This window comes from Streptomyces sp. NBC_00212, from assembly GCF_045206365.1.
Classification (GTDB): Bacteria; Actinomycetota; Actinomycetes; order Streptomycetales; family Streptomycetaceae; genus Streptomyces.
Map to the genome: position 1 here is coordinate 7,212,146 of NZ_CP108115.1, position 17,431 is coordinate 7,229,576.

Genomic DNA, 17,431 nt, shown 5'->3' on the forward strand with positions numbered 1-17,431 from the left:
CCTGTTCGGGGTGGTGCGACGTGTTCGTGGCCCTGTGATGCAGTCTGCCCCGGGCGGGGCGAGGACGCTCGGGAACGGGGCGCGAGCCCCGCTCGCCGGCCTTGAGGAGGTGGGCGGTGCAGCGTTCACGTGTTCACAGGAGTTCCTGTCCGCGCGTCTCGGGCAGTCCGAGCAGGGCCAGCACGGCGATGGCGTAGCCGACCGCGCCGAACACCAGGGCGCCGCCCACGCCCCAGCTGTCGGCGAGATAGCCGACCAGGGTGGGGAAGAACGCGCCCACGGCCCGCCCGGTGTTGTACGTGAAGCCCTGGCCGGTGCCGCGCACGGCGGTCGGGTACAGCTCGCTGAGGAACGAGCCGAAACCGCTGAAGATCGCCGACATGCAGAAGCCGAGCGGGAAGCCGAGCACCAGGAGGAGGGTGTTCGCCCCGGACGGAAGGTGCGTGTAGAGAAGGATGCAGACGGCCGACAGGACCGCGAACAGGGCGATGTTCTTCTTCCGGCCGAGCCGGTCGGTGAGGTATCCGCCGGTCAGATAGCCGATGAAGGCGCCGGAGATCAGGAACGCCAGATAGCCGCCGGTGCCGACGACCGTGAGGTGTCGGTCGCTCTTGAGGAAGGTGGGCACCCAGGTGGCGAGCGTGTAGTAGCCGCCCTGGACACCGGCCGAGAGCAGCACCGCGAAGAGCGTCGTGCGCAGCATCGGGCCCCGGAAGATGGCGGCGAAGGTGGCGCCGCCGCTCGTGGTGCGGGCCGTGGCGAGGCGCTGCTCGGTCGCCTGGGGCGCGTCACTGACGTTGCGGCGTACGTAGACGAGCAGCAGGGCGGGGAGCGCGCCGGTCCAGAAGACCACGCGCCAGGCGGTGTCCGCGGCCACGTACTGGAACACCAGCGTGTACACGACGACGGCGAGCGCCCAGCCGGCCGCCCACGCGCTCTGCACCGCGCCCAGGGTGCGTCCGCGGTGCTTGGCCGAGGCGTACTCGGCGACCAGGATCGCGCCGACCGCCCACTCGCCGCCGAAGCCGAGCCCCTGGAGGGCGCGGAACACCAGCAGCGTCTCGTAGTTGGGGGCGAATCCGCAGAGCACCGTGAAGACCGCGTAGGTGCCGACGGTGATCATCAGCGCCTTGACCCGGCCGATCCGGTCCGCGATCACCCCGGCGAACGCGCCGCCCACGGCCGACACCACCAGCGTCACCGTGGTGAGCAGCCCGGTCTCGCCGGTGTCGAGCCCGAAGTGCGCGGAAATCGCGACCATGGTGAGCGGGAGCGTGAAGAAGTCGTACGAGTCGAGGGCATAGCCCCCGAAGGCGCCCGAGAAGGCGCGGCGACCATCGGGGCCGAGCGCGCGCAGCCATCCGAACGGGCCGTTGTCGTGCGGGTGTTGACCGTGCTGCGGCTGTGCCTTGGTCGTGCTCATGTGCACCTCGCAGGAGGGGACGAGAGGGCTGCCGAGACCGTGCGGGGCCGGAGCGGGGTCCGGTCGTGGGGTTCCTTGAGCGCGCATCCGGGGTGCGGTTCCGGTGGGTGGTGCCGGTGGGTGGTGCCGGTCGGTGGTTCCCTCAACGTAGGGGATTGTTGAACGATCCGACAAGACTCATGTCGAGACGTTCCTGTTTCCTCACGTGCTCACGTCCTCACGATGCTTCTACGATGGGCGCACGCGTCGGCGGGAGCGGCCGGCGGGGGAGAGAGGGCGCTGTGGCGACAACGGACTCCGGACCCGGCGGACTCGCCGAGGACCGCGCGCTGCTCGGCCGCACCAGTACGGCGGAGCGGGTCGCGGACATCCTGCGCAGCCGGATCGCGGAAGGCTTCTTCCCGCCGGGGGAGCGCCTCGCGGAGGACGCCATCGGCAAGGCTCTGGGGGTCTCGCGCAACACCCTGCGCGAGGCGTTCCGGCTGCTCACCCACGAACGGCTCCTGGTCCACGAACTCAACCGCGGGGTCTTCGTCCGGGTGCTCGCCGTCGAGGACGTCGCCGACATCTACCGCACCCGGCGCCTGGTCGAATGCGCCGTCGTCCGGGGGCTCGGCGAGCCGCCCTACCCGCTCGACGGGCTCACCGCAGCCGTCTCGGGCGGCGAACGCGCGGCCGAGCAGGGCGACTGGCAGGGCGTCTCCACCGCCAACATCCACTTCCACCGCGAGCTCGTGGGCCTCGCGGGCAGCGCCCGCACCGACGAACTGATGCGGGGCGTGCTCGCCGAACTCCGCCTGGCCTTCCACGTGGTGGACGACCCGCGCCGACTCCACCAGCCCTACCTCGTACGCAACCGGGAGATCCTCGAAGCGCTGCGCGCGGGGGAGCGGGCGTCGGCCGAGGGGCTGCTCGCCGCCTACCTCGACGACTCGCGTGCCCAGCTCGTCGAGGCGTACGGGAAACTGGTCGCGCACGCCCCCGCGTAGCCACTGCGAGAGGCCGTGGGCAGCGGGCTGTTCTGCGCCGTTTCGACCGTTGTCAGTGCGAGGACCTAATCTGTCCACCGTGACTTCGCCTGCCTCGACGGAACCCGTTCCGCCCCAGCTCAGCGCGGCGGCGCGCCCCGCACCGGGCCCGGCCGCCGACGAGGGGCTCGCGCGGCGGCTGCGCGCGCTGGCGTGCACCGCGCCGCTGCACGACCTCGACGTGCGCAAGGCCAACCTCGCGGGCGAGTACTCGGTGTACGCGATGGCGGAGGTGGCCCTGGCCTCCATCGACCTCGTCACGCTGAACATGGACTTCGACACGGGCGCCGACCACGAGCAGATCGTGGCCCGGCTCATCCCGCGCGTGGCCGCCCAGGCACCGGCCCGGCCCGCCGCCGAGCACGAGCGGGTGGCCCGCTGGGTCCTGGAGAACCTGATCAACGTGGGCAGCGTGGACCGCGGCTTCCGCGCGGTGTACGGCACGTTCAACCCGGACGGGGTCTACGTCCGCAGGGACTACGACTTCAAGCTCCTCGAAGAGGTCCCCGGCTACGGCGGCGCCGTGTACCTGCGCACCACCGACGAGGCGGTCAACGTCCTGGTGGGCGCCCTCGACACCGACGTCACCAGCGCCCAGATCGCGGCCGAGGTCAAGCTGGAGGTCCTCATCAGCCGCGGCCGCCTGGCCGACGCCCAGCTCGCCGCCGAACAGGCCCGCTACCGCACCGTGCAGTACGCCGAGACGCTGCGGCGCACCCTGGAGGCCACGCGGCGCAACGTGCGCGCGGTCGACTGGCTCAACGCCGTGCCGGACATGATCGCCGAGGCCCTCGACCACGTCGCCGACCGCTACCGGCACGAGAACGCGATCCTCACCAACATCCGCAAGGCGCGCGACGAGGCGGAGGACCCGGAGCACAAGCGCCGCGCCGCCGAGCTCGTCGACATCGTCAAGGACTGCATCCGCCGCCACACCCAGCTCCAGTCCCGCCTCCTGGAGGCCGGCCCGCTCTTCCGCGCGGAACAGGACCGCCAGGCCTTCGCCCGCCCGGCCGCCCGCTCCGGCCTCGACCTGTACGGACAGCTGGTCGCGCCCGTGCTGCCGCTCCCGGTGGAACAGGCGATCCGCGTCACCGACGCCTTCTTCGCCCGCGGCACGGGCCTGCGCACCCCGGTGTCCGTACGGGTCGGCGACCTGGTGGACATACTGCTCACGCCGCCCATGGAGCGTGAGCACCTCGGCGCGGAGATGCCCGAGCCGGACCTGATCGCCACCCCGGACGACAGCCGGTTCAGCGACGAGCAGCTCGCCGCCGCCATGGAACTGCTCGACCTGGAGCACGACGCCCCGCGCCGCCTCTCGGGCCTGCTGGCCGAAGCCCGCCGCCTCGACCCCGAACTGCCGTACCTGGTCGCCCTGCTGGCGGTCCACGCGGCGAGCCCGCCGGTCGGCACCGCGTACCGCCAGGGCGAAGAACGCCTCCTGTTCGCGGTGGACGACGGCACCCAGCTGGACGACCCGGAGTTCGGCGGCGCGGACCTGATCGTGGGCACGGCGCTGCTCGACGCGGCGGGGATGGCAGCGGGCCGGACGGAGGCGGCGTGAGGTTCGCCCCGGACCCGGCGGGGGCTGCGCCCCCTGCACCCCTGCTCCGGGGGCTCGGCCCCCGAACCCCCGTTCCTCAAACGCCGGAGAGGCTGGACTCGACCCCCGAGCGGGGTCGAGGGGCGCAGCCCCCGTGGGGGTCTGGGGGCGGAGCCCCCAGAATGAACACCCTCCCTTTTCCCACTCACCGCCGGAGGCCCGCGGCGGAGCCGCTGAGTGTCACAGCGGGAAGGGGCGGGGTGGGGGAGAAGCCCGCCGCAGGCGCCCACCCCGCCGCGCTCAGCAACGTACGCACCAAGGAGAAGCACCCGTGACCGACCACCACCCCGAGCCCGCGTTCGGCGACGACGCCGAGGCCCCGGCGCCCGCCGCGACCGGCACCGGCGGCGAAGGCCGGATCACCCCCGCCGACGCCGCCGACGCCGCGCGGCTCGTCGCCTTCGGCCTCCAGCCCAAGCTGCTCCCGGCCAGGGACGCCGAGTACAGCGAGCTGCTGAGGCGCCACCGCGAGGACCCCGCGTTCGCCCGCCTCGCGGACGCCGTCGCCGCCGGCCTCGGCCTGATCGTCCTGGAGGTGTCGCCCCGCGCCGGCATGGCCGTGACGGCCGCGGAGGACTCGGTCTTCGCCGTCCGCATGGGCGACTACGCGCGCCGCGCCGCCGCCCCCGACTCCGCCGACCGCTTCCTGCACGGCCTGGCCCATCTCGCCGTCGCCGCCATGGCGTACCCCCGGCCCGAGGACCTCGCCGACGACGGCTACATCGGCCGGATCACCGTCAACGGCGTGGACGCCTTCGTGCGGCAGGCCTGCCGCCGCATGGAGGAACGGGCCGAGGAGGTGGGCGAGAACACCGACCCCGAGAGCGGCGCCCCCGGCCTGGAGGCCGCCTGGCGGATCTACGCGCGGCGCAGCTCCACCGGCGCGACCAAGGACGCGCGCCGGCTCGCCGGATCGACCACCGGCATCGTCGCCAAGGCCGTCGCCTTCCTCACCGAGTCCGGCTTCCTCCAGCGGACCGGAGACGACGCGGGCGGCGCCTACCGCACCACCGCCCGCTACCAGTTGCAGGTCCGCGACATGGCGGGCAGCGCCGCCCTGTCCGAGCTGATCGAGCTCGGCGTGGTCGCGGTCACCGACGGCGGCGCCACCCTGCTGCCGCCGACCGACGCCGACGACCTGGAACTGGCGGCCGACGCCGGGCTGCCGTTCCACTCCTGACCCCGCTTCCCGCCTCCCACCACCACGAGAGTCCGCCGACATGTACGAGCTGTCCCGGGTCCGCCTCTACTCCATCGGGCCTGCCGGTGCGCGCTACGCCGACACCGTGCTTGACCTGCGGGGAGTCGGCGCGCCCGTGCCCAACCCGGCCCCCGCGCAGGCCGAGTTCTTCGAGGACGAGCCGGTCGGCCCGCCGCGCCGCCCGGCGCCCGCGGGCGTGCTCTTCCTGGAGAACGGCGGCGGCAAGTCCGTACTCCTCAAGCTGATCTTCTCGGTGATGCTGCCCGGCCACCGCAACACCCTGGGCGGCGCGAGCTCCGGCGTGCTGCGCAAGTTCCTGCTCGCCGACGACTGCGGGCACGTCGCCCTGGAGTGGCAGCACACCCTCACCGGCGAGCTCGTCGTGGTCGGCAAGGTCAGCGAATGGCGCGGCCGCCAGGTCTCCAACGACCCGCGGAAGTTCGCCGAGGCCTGGTACTCGTTCCGGCCGGGCCCCGGGCTCAGCCTGGACTCGCTGCCGGTCGCCGAGTCCAGCGCGATGCGGCCGTCCACCGAAGGCGCCTCGGGCGCGCAGGGCCGCCGCCGCACCATGAAGGGCTTCCGCGACGCCATCACGGAGGCGACCAAGGCGTACCCGCACCTGGAGGTGTACTGGGAGGAGATCCACGACCGCTGGAACGAACACCTCGGCGACCTGGGTCTGGACCCCGAACTCTTCCGCTACCAGCGGGAGATGAACGCCGACGAGGGCGAGGCCGCAGGCCTGTTCGCGGTCAAGAAGGACTCCGACTTCACCGACCTGCTGCTGCGCGCGGTCACCGACACCCGCGACACCGACGGGCTCGCCGACCTGGTCAGCGGCTTCGGCAGCAAGCTCGGCCGCCGCGCCGAACTCACCGCCGAACGCGACTTCACCGCGGGCTCGGTGGACCTGCTGAACCGCATCGTCGAAGCCGCCGAGACCCGGGCACGTGCCCGCGACGTCCATGCCGGGGCCGAGCGGCGCACCCGCACCCTCGCCCGCCGCCTCTCGGCCCGCGCCGCCGACGAGCGGGGCCGCGCCACCGACCTCGCCCAGCAGGTCACCGCCGCCGCCCACCACGTCACCCTCGCCGAGCAGACGCGCGGCCGCAGCTCCCTGATCGCCTCCGAACTCGCCTACCGGCACGCCTCGTTGGCGCTCGCCGTCGCCGAGAAGGCCGCCACCGCGCAGCGCCGCGAACTGGCCGACGCCCGTACGCTGCACTCCGCCTGGCAGGCTGCCGAGGCGGTCCTGCGCCACCGGGCCGCCGCCGACCGCTCCGCGCGCGTCGCCGCCGCCATCCAGGAGGCCGAACGGGACGCGGCCCCCGCCCTGGCGGCCCGCGCCAAGGCCGCCGCCGATCTCGTACGGGCCCTGCACGCGGCCGCCGAGGACGGCGAGCGCGTGGCGGCCGAGGAAGAAGAGCGTTCCGCGGGCCTCCAGGAAGCGGGCGAGGCCGCCCACCGCGACGCCACCGCCGCCGCGACCGAGGCCCAGCGCGCCCGCAGCGAGGCCGGGCACCTGCGCCAGCGCCTGGCGGAGGTCGAGCAGGAGACCGCCGAGGCGGTACGCGCCGGATGGCTCGACGACAGCGCGCCGGACGCCGACCCGGCCCGCGCCGCGCTCGCCGCCAGCGACGCAGAGAAGACCGCGGTGGCCGGCTGGGACGCGGCCCGCGAAGCCGCCCGCACCGCCGCCGACCGGGCCCGCGAGGCCGCCTCCGTCGAGGCCCGCGCCGAACTGGCAGCGGCCCGCGCCGAGGACGCCGCCCGAGCCACCGAGAACGCCTACGACGCCGAGCGCCGCGCCGCCGAATCCATCGCGTCACAGGAGCGCCTGGCCGAACTGCTCAGCCTGCCCGGCGCCCCAGCCTCCGTGCCCGGACCGCGCCGGCCCGATGGTGAGGGCGCCCAAAGCCCGCTCACCGCCGAGGAGTTGGACCGCGCCGCGGATGAACTGCGCGCCCTCCTCGACCAGGGCGTCGCCTCCGCCGAGCGCCAACTCTTCGAACTGCGCACGGCCGCCGCCGACGACGCGCGCATCCTCGGCGCCCTCGGCGACGGCGGGCTGCTGCCGCCCAGTCCGGACGTCCTCGCCACGGTCGAGTACCTCGGCGAGCACGGCATCCCGGCGCTGCCCGGCTGGCGCTACCTCGCCCAGGCCGTGGCCCCCGCCGACCACGCCGCCGTGCTCGCGGCCCGCCCCGAGCTCGTCGACGGCGTGGTGATCACCGACCCCGCCTCGCACGCCCGGGCCCGCGAGGCGCTGGCGAGCGCCGCCCTGCTGCCGCGCTCCGCGGTGGCCGTCGGCACCACTGCCGCACTGCTCGCGCCCGTTCCCTCCGCGGACTCGGGCGGGGACAGCGGCATCTTCCTCGTCCCGCCGAACCCGGCCATGCACGACGAGGGCGCCGCCGACGAGGAGCGCCAGACGCTGCGAGCCCGCGCCACCGCCCGCGACGAGGAGATCCGTACGCTGGCCGCCCGGCTCGCCGGGGACCGGTCGCTCGCCGCCCGCATCGGATCCTGGCGCGCCGACTGCCCGCCCGGCATGCTCGCCGAGCTCGCCACCGCCGCGCACGGCGCCCGCGAGGCCGCCGGGCAAGCCGCACAGGAACTGACCGAGGCCCGCACCGTACGGGCCGAGGCGGACGAGGCGGCCGCCGACACCGCACGGGTACGCGAGGAGCGGCAGGAGGCCGCCCAGCGCGCCCGGCGCGCCGCCGACGCGCTGGCCGGACTCGCCTACCGGCTCCGCGAGCGGGCCGGCTGGCAGGTCAAACTCCGCGAACTCGCCGACGACGCGGCCGAGTCGGAGGCCCGCGCCCAGACGTTCCTGGAGCGCGCCAAGGCCGCCGACGAGGACCGTCGCGCCGCCCAGCGCGCCGCCGACGACGCCCACCGCACCTCCCGCGCGCTGCGCGCCGAGCGTGCCGAGATCGCGGGCGCCCCCGAAACCCTGTCGGAGCCCGACGCGGACGCCCCGCGCGCCGCGCTGCCCGCCCTGCGCGAGGCCTACCGCGCCGCGTCCCAGCTGTACGAGAAGGTCGGCGTCGGCGCCGATCTGCGAGCCGAGCAGGCCCGCGCCGAGAGCGACGAAAGCGCGGCTCTCGCCGAGCTCGACCGCCTCACCAACAAGGTGCGCACCCGCGCCGCCACCCTCCTCGAAGGCACCGACGGCGCGGACGGCCCCTCCCGTCAGGCGGCCGCCGCCCGCGCCGAGTCGCTCGTACAGATGCTGGAGACCCGGGCGTCCACAGCGAGCGAGCAGCTCGGCCGACTGCGCGGCGAGGCCGAACGCCTGGCACCCGCCGACGGCGAGACCCACACCGAGCTCCCCGAGGACCAGGTGCCCGCCGACGCCGAGCAGGCCCAGGCCCTGCTGCGCACCGCGACCGGCGAACTGGCCGCGCGCACCGACGAGTTGGACACCTCGCGCGCCGCCCACGCCGAACTCCTCACCGCCCACCGGGCCGCCGAGGACGCGGCCGGCGGCTTCGACGAGACGGCCGCGCTGCTGCGCGACCTGCTGCGGGACAACGGCCAGGGCCCGGACGAGGAGAGCGCCCCCGAGCCGTACCCGGGCAGCCTGGAGGAGGCCCGGCAGTCCGCCGCCGAGGCGCGCCGCTCGCTGCGCGGCTGCTCCGGCGACCTCTCGGCCGCCGACTCCGCGGTCCGCGAGGCGTCCGACATCCTGGTCCGGCACGCCAACGCCACCCGCTACGAGCAGGTCCGCACCCCGGCCCGCCAGCAGATCCGCGAACTGCCCGCCGCGGCCCTGCCCGAGCACGCGGCCGCCTGGGCCGCCGCCTTCGAACCCAGGCTGCGCGTCCTGACCGACGAGCTGGAGCAGTTGGAGCGCAACCGCGACTCCATCGTCGACCGGCTGCGCGGCCTGGTGGACTCGGCGCTCACCACGCTCCGCTCCGCCCAGCGCCTCTCCCAGCTCCCCGAGGGCCTCGGCGAATGGTCGGGGCAGGAATTCCTGCGGATCCGCTTCGACGAACCCGACCAGGCGACCCTCACCGAACGGCTCGGCGAGGTCATCGACGAGGCCACCCGGGCCGCCGTCAAGAAGAACTCCGACATGCGCCGGGACGGCATGTCCCTGCTGCTGCGCGGAGTGCAGGCGGCACTTGAGCCGCGCGGCATCTCCGTGGAGATCCTCAAGCCGGACGCGGTGCTGCGCGCCGAGCGCGTCCCCGTCGGGCAGATGGGCGACGTGTTCTCCGGCGGCCAGCTGCTCACCGCCGCGATCGCGCTCTACTGCACGATGGCGGCGCTGCGCAGCAACGACCGTGGCCGGGACAAGCACCGCCACGCCGGGACGCTCTTCCTCGACAACCCGATCGGCCGCGCCAACGCGACGTACCTCCTGGAGCTCCAGCGGGCCGTGTCCGACGCGCTCGGTGTCCAACTCCTCTACACCACGGGCCTGTTCGACACGACCGCGCTCGCCGAGTTCCCCCTGGTGATCCGGCTGCGCAACGACGCGGACCTCAGGGCGGGCCTGAAGTACATCAGCGTCGAGGAGCACCTGCGGCCCGGCCTGCCCCAGCAGGACACCGCGGGCGAGACCGTGCACGGCGAGATCACCGCGACGCGCATGTTCAAGAAGCCCGCCTGACCGAGGAGTCGAGGCACCCGGCGCGGCATGCCGGGGCGGAAGCGGCGGCCGGGCGGCTCAGGCGCGGGACAGCCGCTGCCCCGAGCCGTCGGCGGACCGTATTCGCGCCGCCCGCTCGGCCGTGCGGGCGGCCCGCCGGGCCCGGCGGCGCTCCTTGCGCAGGTTGCGCGCCGTGCTGCTGGGCATCGACACCACGCCGTTGCGCTGGTTCCACACCTGGCGGGTGACCCAGACGTCGAGCACCCCCCAGGTGGCGAGCACGGTGCTTCCGACGCTGCTCAGCACCATCGGGAAGGCGAGCCACGCCCCGGCCAGTGTGCACAGGACGGCGACCATCGCCTGTATCAGCGTCGCCGCGACGATGATGACCGCGCGCACGGCCGCGATGCGGACCGGGTCGGGCAGCCGCGGCCGCACGGCAGGTTCCTCGACCCACAACGGCTGCTGCTCAACGCTCATGCCTTCATTCCTCCCCACCCGCGGAGCCCCGATGCCCCCCACAGATACCCCCGCATCAGACATCCCGTAACAGACCTCCCGCACAGACAGACGAACGGAACTCCCCGAAGATTCCCGGGATTTGCCCGGAACGCAGAATTCCAGCCATCTGCCACAGTGGTCGAAAAGCCGCCATGGCGGGTGTCCTCGGCCAGGGACCGGGTCGTCATCTCCCGGAATACCAGGACAACTCATGATCACCGTCCGCGACGGCGGCCGAAAATCGCCCGGACGTGCCTTCGAGTTGTCTGTGTGTCAGTAGTAGGCTCACGCCGTTTGTTGACGGTTGATCTGGGGGAGGCCATGCGCTTTCGCGGGAAGTCCATCCGCAGGAAGATCGTGGCGTTGCTGCTCGTGCCGCTCGTCTCCCTCACCGCGCTGTGGGGGTTCTCCACCTATCTCACCGGCCGGCAGGCCAACGAGCTGCTGGACGTGGCGAACATCGTCAAGAGGGTCGGCTACCCCATCGAGGACACCGTCCGCGTCATCCAGCAGGAGCGCCGCCAGACCCTGGTCTACCTCGCCGACGAGCGCCCGTCCGACGCCCTCGCCGCGCTGCGCAGCCGCCGCTCCGCCACCGACACAGCGATGGCCCAAATCCGGGCAGCGGCACAGGACTCGGACGTCCGCGGCGACCTCCAGCCCGTCGCGAAGGCCCGTCTCAAAGCCGTGCTCGACGGCTTCGACTCCATGGCCTCGCTGCGCCAGTCCATCGACCAGGGCAGTGTCGACCGGCAGCAGGCGCTGGAGTTCTACAACCGCCTCGTCGACCCCTGCTACAGCTTCCTCATGAATCTCCACGCCCTGGAGAACGTGGAGATGGACAAGCAGGGCCGGGCGCTCGTCGGCATCACCCGGGCCCGGGAGATGCTGTCGCGCGAGGATGCCCTCGTGGCCTCCTCGCTGATCACTCCGAAGACGACGGCCCCCGAACTGCGCCGGATCTCCGACCTGGTGGCCAACCGGCAGCTGCTCTACGAAACCAACCTGGAGATCCTGCCCGCTTCCGAACGCGACGTCTTCGAGCAGTACTGGCGCGGCCCCGACACCGAGGCCCTGCGCACCGCCGAGGCCGCCATCATCGACGCAGGGCCCGCCAAGGACCCCCGGCACATCGACGCCGCCCGCTGGCAGCAGGCCGCGACTCCCGTCCTCGACCACCTCGCCCAGATGGGCACCGACGCCGGAAACCGCTACCAGGACCGCGTCGAGCCGGTCGCCTTCAACGTGCTCATCAAGGCCGGGCTCGCCGGTGTGCTCGGCTTCCTCGCGCTGCTGATCTCGCTGTTCATGTCCGTACGCGTCGGCCGCGAGCTGATCCGCGACCTCACCCGCCTCCGTAAGGAGGCGCACGAGGTCTCCGGCGTGCGGCTGCCGAGCGTGATGCGCCGCCTCGCCGCCGGCGAACAGGTCGACGTCGAGACCGAGGCGCCGCGCCTCGACTACGAACGCGACGAGGTCGGCCAGGTCGGCCAGGCCCTCAACACCCTGCAACGCGCCGCCGTCGAGGCCGCCGTCAAGCAGGCCGACATGCGCCGCGGCGTCTCCGAGGTGTTCGTCAACCTCGCGCGCCGCAACCAGGTGCTCCTGCACCGCCAGTTGACGCTTCTGGACACCATGGAGCGGCGCACCGAGGACACCGACGAGCTCGCCGACCTCTTCCGGCTCGACCACCTCACCACCCGCATGCGCCGGCACGCCGAGGGTCTGGTGATCCTGTCCGGCGCGGCTCCCTCCCGCCAGTGGCGCAAGCCCGTCCAGCTCATGGACGTCGTACGGGCCGCGGTCGCCGAGGTCGAGGACTACGAGCGCATCGAGGTGCGCAGGCTGCCCAGGCTCGGGGTCGGCGGCCCGGCCGTCGCCGACCTCACCCACCTGATCGCCGAACTCCTGGAGAACGCCACGGTGTTCTCGCCCCCGCACACCGCCGTCCAGGTGCACGGCGAGCGGGTCGCCAACGGCTTCACCCTGGAGATCCACGACCGCGGCCTCGGCATGGCCCCGGAGATGCTCCTCGACGCCAACCTGCGGCTCGCCGAGACCCCCGAGTTCGAGCTCTCCGACACCGACCGGCTCGGCCTGTTCGTGGTCAGCCGGCTCGCCCAGCGCCAGAACGTACGCGTCTCGCTCCAGCCGTCTCCGTACGGAGGCACCACCGCCGTCGTGTTCATCCCGGCGACGCTGCTCACCGACGCGCCCGACACCGAGGGCACCGGGTTCCGGCTCGACCGCAAGGCCGCCAAGGGCGACGGCAAGAGCGTCCCGGACGTGCCGCGCCGCGCGCTCTCCCCGCTGCCCGTCGGCATTCCCGGCCAGTCGGTCCTGGACGGCCCGGTCGAACTGGAGCCGCCGCTCGACCAGTTGGGCCTGGAGGTGCCCTCCGTTCTCGAAGCGCCCCCGGGGCTCGACGAGATCGAGGCGTCCCGCGGCGGACTCCTCCGCTCGGCCCGCCGGGTCCCCGAGCCGGCCGACGACCGCCAGCAGCACCAGCAGGCCGCCGACGAGGGCGAGGAGCAGGGCCCCGTGCCGCTGCCGCGCCGCCACCGGGTGCCGACCCTGGTCAGCGACAACGGCCGGCGCGTGGACGGCCCCGGGCGCGGCCACCCGGCCCCCGAGCCGGAGCCGGCACCCGCGGAGGGCCGCGCCTTCGGGAACCGGCTGCCCGAACGCCGTACGCCCCAGGCGCCGCGGTCCTCGGCTCCCGGGGCCCCGCAACCTCTCAGGCCCGCGCCCGCGCCGTCAGGACTGACGCCGGTGAAGCCCGCGGGCCTCTCCGAGCCGCCCGGGTCGGGGCCCGCCAACCCGGCCGACCTGCCGGGCGCGCCCAGCTCCGCGCCGTCCTGGGGCAGCCTGCCCGGGCCGCAGCGGCCCGAGGACGAGACCCCGCTCGGCGGGCTGCCCCGCCGGGTCCGCCAGGCCAGCCTGGCCCCCCAGCTCAAGGGCGCCCCCGACGGCCGGCACCCCGGCCCCGAGCCCGACGACGGGCCCGAGCCGGAGCGCGACGCCGACGAGGTGCGCGACCGCATGGCCGCACTGCAGCGCGGCTGGCAACGCGGCCGCCGCCAGAACGCCGCACCGGACACCGCGGAAGGACCGTCCGCGCCCGCCCGGGGCGACACCGCACGACGAACCACACCGGAGGGGGACGGTCGATGACCGCGCCACAGGACTCAGCCGCAGCACGCAACGCAGGGAGCGGTTCCGGCGAACTCAACTGGCTTCTCGACGAGCTGGTCGACCGCGTCGGCTCCATCCGCAAGGCCCTGGTGCTCTCCAGCGACGGCCTCGCCACCGGAACCTCCCGCGACCTGACCCGCGAGGACGGCGAGCACCTGGCCGCCGTCGCCTCCGGCTTCCACAGCCTGGCCAAGGGCGTCGGCCGCCACTTCGAGGCGGGCAAGGTCCGCCAGACCGTCGTCGAACTCGACGACGCCTTCCTCTTCGTGACGGCCGCCGGCGACGGCAGCTGTCTGGCCGTCCTGTCCGACGCCGACTCCGACGTCGGACAGGTCGCGTACGAGATGACACTGATGGTCAAGCGGGTCGGCGTCCATCTGACCACCGCACCACGGACCGGCCTGCACACCGGAGGGTGAGTGGGGTACGTCATGAGCGGGGGACGCGATGAGTGACGCAGACCAGCGGGCCCAGGACCGGCTGCGCGACCCGTCGGGGGCAGCGGCCCCGGGGCGGCCGCACCACTGGTTCGACGACGACGCGGGGCCGGTGGTGCGTCCGTACGCCATGACGCGCGGCCGCACCACCAGCGTCGGCCAGCACCGTCTCGACCTGATCGCCGTGGTCGTCCCGGAACCCGCCGCCGACGACCCGGGCCGCGACCAGACGCTCTCCCCGGAACACGTGGAGATCGTCGAACGCTGCGGCGACTCCCCGCAGTCGATCGCCGAGCTCGCGGCCGGGCTCGACCTCCCCGTCGGGGTGGTCCGGGTCCTGGTCGGCGATCTCGTCGCCGACGCCCTGGTGCACGTAACCCGACCCGTTCCGCCGGCCGAGCTGCCGGACGAGTCCCTTCTCCGCGAGGTGATCAATGGCCTTCGGGCGCTCTAGCCGCAGGAAGCGGCACGTCGATCCGGTGACGCTCAAGATCCTCGTCGCCGGCGGCTTCGGCGTCGGCAAGACCACCCTGGTCGGCGCGGTGAGCGAGATCCGGCCACTGCGTACCGAGGAACGCCTCAGTGAGGCGGGCCGCCCGGTCGACGACCTCGCGGGCGTGGAGGGCAAGAGCACCACCACGGTCGCCATGGACTTCGGGCGCATCACGCTCCGCGAGGACCTGGTGCTCTACCTCTTCGGCACCCCGGGCCAGGACCGGTTCTGGTTCCTGTGGGACGAGCTCGCGCAGGGGGCGCTCGGCGCGGTCGTCCTCGCCGACACCCGCCGCCTTGAGGACTGCTTCGCCGGCATCGACTACTTCGAACGGCGCGGCATACCCTTCACCGTCGCCGTCAACTGCTTCGACGACGCGGCCCGTTACCCCGTCGACACCGTACGTGCGGCCCTCGACCTCGACCCCGAGGTGCCGCTCCTGATGTGCGACGCGCGGGTCCGCGAGTCCGTCAAGGAGATCCTCGTCGGTGTGGTCGAGCACGCCATGGCGATGTCCGCGAAGTCCCGCCAGCCCGCCACCACGTGAGGCCCCGCGCCCAAGGAGTGCAGCGCGGCCCGTACCCCCACCGACCGGGGTACGGGCCGCGCGTCCGTGGGGGGCCTACCGGCCGCCCTCCTCGTGCCAGCCGAGGCTGCGCTCCACCGCCTTGCGCCAGTTGGCGTACTCGCGCTCGCGGACCTGGCCCTCCATACGCGGAGACCATTCCACATCGCGCTGCCAGTGCGCCTTGAGTTCGTCGAGGTCCGACCAGACACCGGTGGCAAGACCGGCCGCGTACGCCGCTCCCAGGCACGTCGTCTCGGACACCTTGGGGCGGATCACGGGGACCCCGAGCACGTCCGCCTGATGCTGCATCAGGAGGTTGTTGGCGGTCATGCCGCCGTCCACCTTGAGCGTCGTGATCTGCACTCCCGAGTCCTGGTACATGGCGTCGACCACCTCGCGGGTCTGCCAGCTCGTCGCCTCCAGGACGGCGCGTGCGAGGTGCGCCTTCGTCACGTACCGGGTCAACCCCGTGATGACGCCCCGCGCATCGGAGCGCCAGTAGGGCGCGAAGAGCCCGGAGAAGGCGGGCACGATGTAGGCTCCGCCGTTGTCGTCGACGCTCGCCGCGAGCGTCTCGATCTCGTCCGCGCTGCGGATGATGCCGAGCTGGTCGCGGAACCACTGGACCAGGGCCCCGGTGATCGCGATCGACCCCTCCAGGCAGTAGACCGGCGCCTGTTCACCGATCTTGTACCCGACGGTGGTGATCAGCCCGTTCTTCGAGGGGACCGGCCGGGTGCCGGTGTTCAGGAGCAGGAAACTCCCCGTCCCGTACGTGTTCTTCGCCGTCCCGGTGTCGTAGCAGGCCTGTCCGAAAATCGCCGCTTGCTGGTCGCCGAGCGCAGAGGCGACGGGAACGCCCGCCACTTGGCCGACGGCGGTGCCGTAAACCTCCGCCGAGGACCTGATCTGAGGGAGCACCGCGCGGGGCACGTTCATCGCGGCGAGGATCTCGGGGTCCCATTGCAGGGTCTCCAGGTTCATCAGCATCGTCCGCGAGGCGTTGGTGACGTCCGTGACGTGGACGCCGCCGGAGGTGCCGCCGGTCAGGTTCCAGATCAGCCAGGAGTCGATGGTCCCGAACGCGATCTCGCCGCGTTCGGCGCGGGTCCGCAGACCGGGGACGTTGTCGAGCAGCCAGGCCGCCTTGGGCCCGGAGAAGTAGCTCGCGAGCGGCAGCCCGGTGGCCTCGCGGAACCGGTCCTGCCCGTCGGTGGCGCCCAGTTCGTGGCAGAGCGCGGAGGTCCGGGTGTCCTGCCAGACGATCGCGTTGTGCACGGGCTTGCCGGTCGCCCGGTCCCAGAGCACCGTCGTCTCGCGCTGGTTGGTGATGCCGAGCGCGCTGAGCTGCTCGGCGCGCAGCCCGGCCCTGGCGAGCGCGCCCGCGACCACGGCCTGCACCTTGGACCAGATCTCGGTGGCGTCGTGCTCCACCCAGCCGGGTTTGGGGAAGATCTGCCGGTGCTCGCGCTGGTCGACGGCGACGATCGCCCCGTCCTGGTTGAAGATGATGCAGCGGCTGGAAGTGGTCCCCTGGTCGATCGCGGCGACGAACTTGTCCGTCATGGCTACCCCTGGTTCTGAAGGCTGCGGGTCAGAAGGCTGCGTGGTGGATGAGGCCGCCCAGCGCCCCGCCGATCAGGGGCCCGACGACCGGGATCCAGGCGTAACTCCAGTCGGAGGTCCCCTTGTTGGGGATCGGCAGCAGGGCGTGGACGATGCGCGGACCGAGGTCGCGTGCCGGGTTGATGGCGTACCCCGTGGGGCCACCGAGCGAAAGGCCGATGCCGACCACGAGCAGCGCCACGACGAGCACCGTGACGCCGGATTCGCCGAGGCCCTTGGTGTTGCCGAAGGCGAGAACCGGCAGGACGAGCCCGATGGTCGCGATGATCTCGGTCACCAGGTTGGCGACCGGGTTCCTGATCTCGGGAATCGTGGAGAAGATGCCGAGCGTCGGCAGCGCGTCGTCCTTGTCGGCGTTGGCCTGGAACTGCGCGAAGTAGGCGAGATAGGCGAGAACGGCGCCGAGGAGCGCGCCCGTCATCTGGCCACAGAGATAGATCCACACCTTGTCCCAGCTGCCGGTGTCGATCGCGATGCCGATGGTGACGGCCGGGTTCAGCTGACCGCCCGAGAGCGGCCCGGCGGTGTAGGCTCCGGCGAGCACGCCGAAGCCCCAGCCGAACGCGATGACGACCCAGCCGGCCGCCCTGGCCTTGGAGTGCTTGAGGGTGACGGCGGCACACACCCCGGCCCCGAACAGGACCAGGATCGACGTGCCGAGCACTTCACCGACGAATATGTCCCCGTTGCTCATCGCGGCTCCTAGGCCCTCGCCCGGGGGGTGCCCCGGTCTCCGTGCAGGGTGCG

12 protein-coding genes are annotated in these 17,431 nt (G+C 73.2%); 8 read left to right on the forward strand and 4 right to left on the reverse strand.

Annotation, left to right across the window (positions count from 1 at the left end; all coding sequences use genetic code 11):
* Nucleotides 1-133: 133 nt before the first annotated feature.
* On the reverse strand, nt 134-1,423 hold the full coding sequence (locus OHA17_RS32925) for an MFS transporter (protein WP_406509512.1): 1,290 nt from the start codon (nt 1,421-1,423) through the stop codon (nt 134-136).
* Between the two features lie 281 nt (nt 1,424-1,704).
* Between OHA17_RS32925 and OHA17_RS32930 the strand changes: the two genes are divergently transcribed.
* The 4 genes from OHA17_RS32930 to OHA17_RS32945 all read left to right on the forward strand — a co-directional run bounded on the left by OHA17_RS32930 (nt 1,705) and on the right by OHA17_RS32945 (nt 9,885).
* Nucleotides 1,705-2,412, forward strand: a complete 708-nt coding sequence (locus tag OHA17_RS32930) for a GntR family transcriptional regulator (RefSeq protein WP_406509513.1) — start codon at nt 1,705-1,707, stop codon at nt 2,410-2,412.
* 79 nt (nt 2,413-2,491) lie between these two features.
* Nucleotides 2,492-4,018, forward strand: coding sequence for a hypothetical protein (locus tag OHA17_RS32935; protein WP_406509514.1), 1,527 nt, complete (start codon nt 2,492-2,494; stop codon nt 4,016-4,018).
* A 310-nt stretch (nt 4,019-4,328) separates the two neighbouring features.
* Nucleotides 4,329-5,237: a hypothetical protein gene (locus OHA17_RS32940; protein WP_406509515.1), complete on the forward strand. Its 909-nt coding sequence runs from the start codon at nt 4,329-4,331 to the stop codon at nt 5,235-5,237.
* A gap of 40 nt (nt 5,238-5,277) precedes the next feature.
* Nucleotides 5,278-9,885 (forward strand): hypothetical protein, encoded by a 4,608-nt coding sequence (locus OHA17_RS32945; RefSeq protein WP_406509516.1) that lies wholly within the window; start codon nt 5,278-5,280, stop codon nt 9,883-9,885.
* Nucleotides 9,886-9,942: 57 nt separating this feature from the next.
* Here OHA17_RS32945 and OHA17_RS32950 read toward each other — a convergent pair whose 3' ends face one another.
* Nucleotides 9,943-10,407, reverse strand: coding sequence for a hypothetical protein (locus tag OHA17_RS32950; RefSeq protein ID WP_406509517.1), 465 nt, complete (start codon nt 10,405-10,407; stop codon nt 9,943-9,945).
* A 279-nt stretch (nt 10,408-10,686) separates the two neighbouring features.
* Between OHA17_RS32950 and OHA17_RS32955 the strand changes: the two genes are divergently transcribed.
* The 4 genes from OHA17_RS32955 to OHA17_RS32970 are packed head-to-tail and all read left to right on the forward strand — an operon-like array spanning nt 10,687 to nt 15,037.
* Complete coding sequence (locus OHA17_RS32955) at nt 10,687-13,539, forward strand: nitrate- and nitrite sensing domain-containing protein (RefSeq protein ID WP_406509518.1); 2,853 nt, start codon at nt 10,687-10,689, stop codon at nt 13,537-13,539.
* A complete protein-coding gene (locus OHA17_RS32960; RefSeq protein ID WP_053724433.1) occupies nt 13,536-13,979 on the forward strand; it encodes a roadblock/LC7 domain-containing protein in 444 nt (147 codons plus the stop codon). The genes OHA17_RS32955 and OHA17_RS32960 overlap by 4 nt, the downstream gene beginning before the upstream one ends.
* Nucleotides 13,980-14,007: 28 nt before the next feature.
* A complete protein-coding gene (locus tag OHA17_RS32965) occupies nt 14,008-14,451 on the forward strand; it encodes a DUF742 domain-containing protein (RefSeq protein ID WP_078966150.1) in 444 nt (147 codons plus the stop codon).
* Nucleotides 14,432-15,037 (forward strand): ATP/GTP-binding protein, encoded by a 606-nt coding sequence (locus tag OHA17_RS32970; RefSeq protein ID WP_053724432.1) that lies wholly within the window; start codon nt 14,432-14,434, stop codon nt 15,035-15,037. The genes OHA17_RS32965 and OHA17_RS32970 overlap by 20 nt, the downstream gene beginning before the upstream one ends.
* 75 nt (nt 15,038-15,112) lie before the next feature.
* On the opposite strand, the gene glpK is transcribed toward OHA17_RS32970, so the two are convergent.
* Both glpK and OHA17_RS32980 read right to left on the reverse strand, forming a co-directional pair.
* Nucleotides 15,113-16,624, reverse strand: coding sequence for a glycerol kinase GlpK (gene glpK, locus OHA17_RS32975; RefSeq protein ID WP_406509519.1), 1,512 nt, complete (start codon nt 16,622-16,624; stop codon nt 15,113-15,115).
* 28 nt (nt 16,625-16,652) lie between these two features.
* Nucleotides 16,653-17,378 (reverse strand): MIP/aquaporin family protein, encoded by a 726-nt coding sequence (locus tag OHA17_RS32980; protein ID WP_406509520.1) that lies wholly within the window; start codon nt 17,376-17,378, stop codon nt 16,653-16,655.
* Between the last annotated feature and the right edge of the window lie 53 nt (nt 17,379-17,431).

Bases quoted from the DNA above. Each gene is read 5' to 3' on its own strand.
- OHA17_RS32925 (WP_406509512.1), bottom strand. From the start codon at position 1,423: ATGAGCACGACCAAGGCACAGCCGCAGCACGGTCAACACCCGCACGAC.
- OHA17_RS32945 (WP_406509516.1), top strand. From the start codon at position 5,278: ATGTACGAGCTGTCCCGGGTCCGCCTCTACTCCATCGGGCCTGCCGGT.
- OHA17_RS32950 (WP_406509517.1), bottom strand. From the start codon at position 10,407: ATGTCTGATGCGGGGGTATCTGTGGGGGGCATCGGGGCTCCGCGGGTG.
- OHA17_RS32955 (WP_406509518.1), top strand. From the start codon at position 10,687: ATGCGCTTTCGCGGGAAGTCCATCCGCAGGAAGATCGTGGCGTTGCTG.
- OHA17_RS32960 (WP_053724433.1), top strand. From the start codon at position 13,536: ATGACCGCGCCACAGGACTCAGCCGCAGCACGCAACGCAGGGAGCGGT.
- OHA17_RS32965 (WP_078966150.1), top strand. From the start codon at position 14,008: ATGAGTGACGCAGACCAGCGGGCCCAGGACCGGCTGCGCGACCCGTCG.
- OHA17_RS32970 (WP_053724432.1), top strand. From the start codon at position 14,432: ATGGCCTTCGGGCGCTCTAGCCGCAGGAAGCGGCACGTCGATCCGGTG.
- glpK (WP_406509519.1), bottom strand. From the start codon at position 16,624: ATGACGGACAAGTTCGTCGCCGCGATCGACCAGGGGACCACTTCCAGC.
- OHA17_RS32980 (WP_406509520.1), bottom strand. From the start codon at position 17,378: ATGAGCAACGGGGACATATTCGTCGGTGAAGTGCTCGGCACGTCGATC.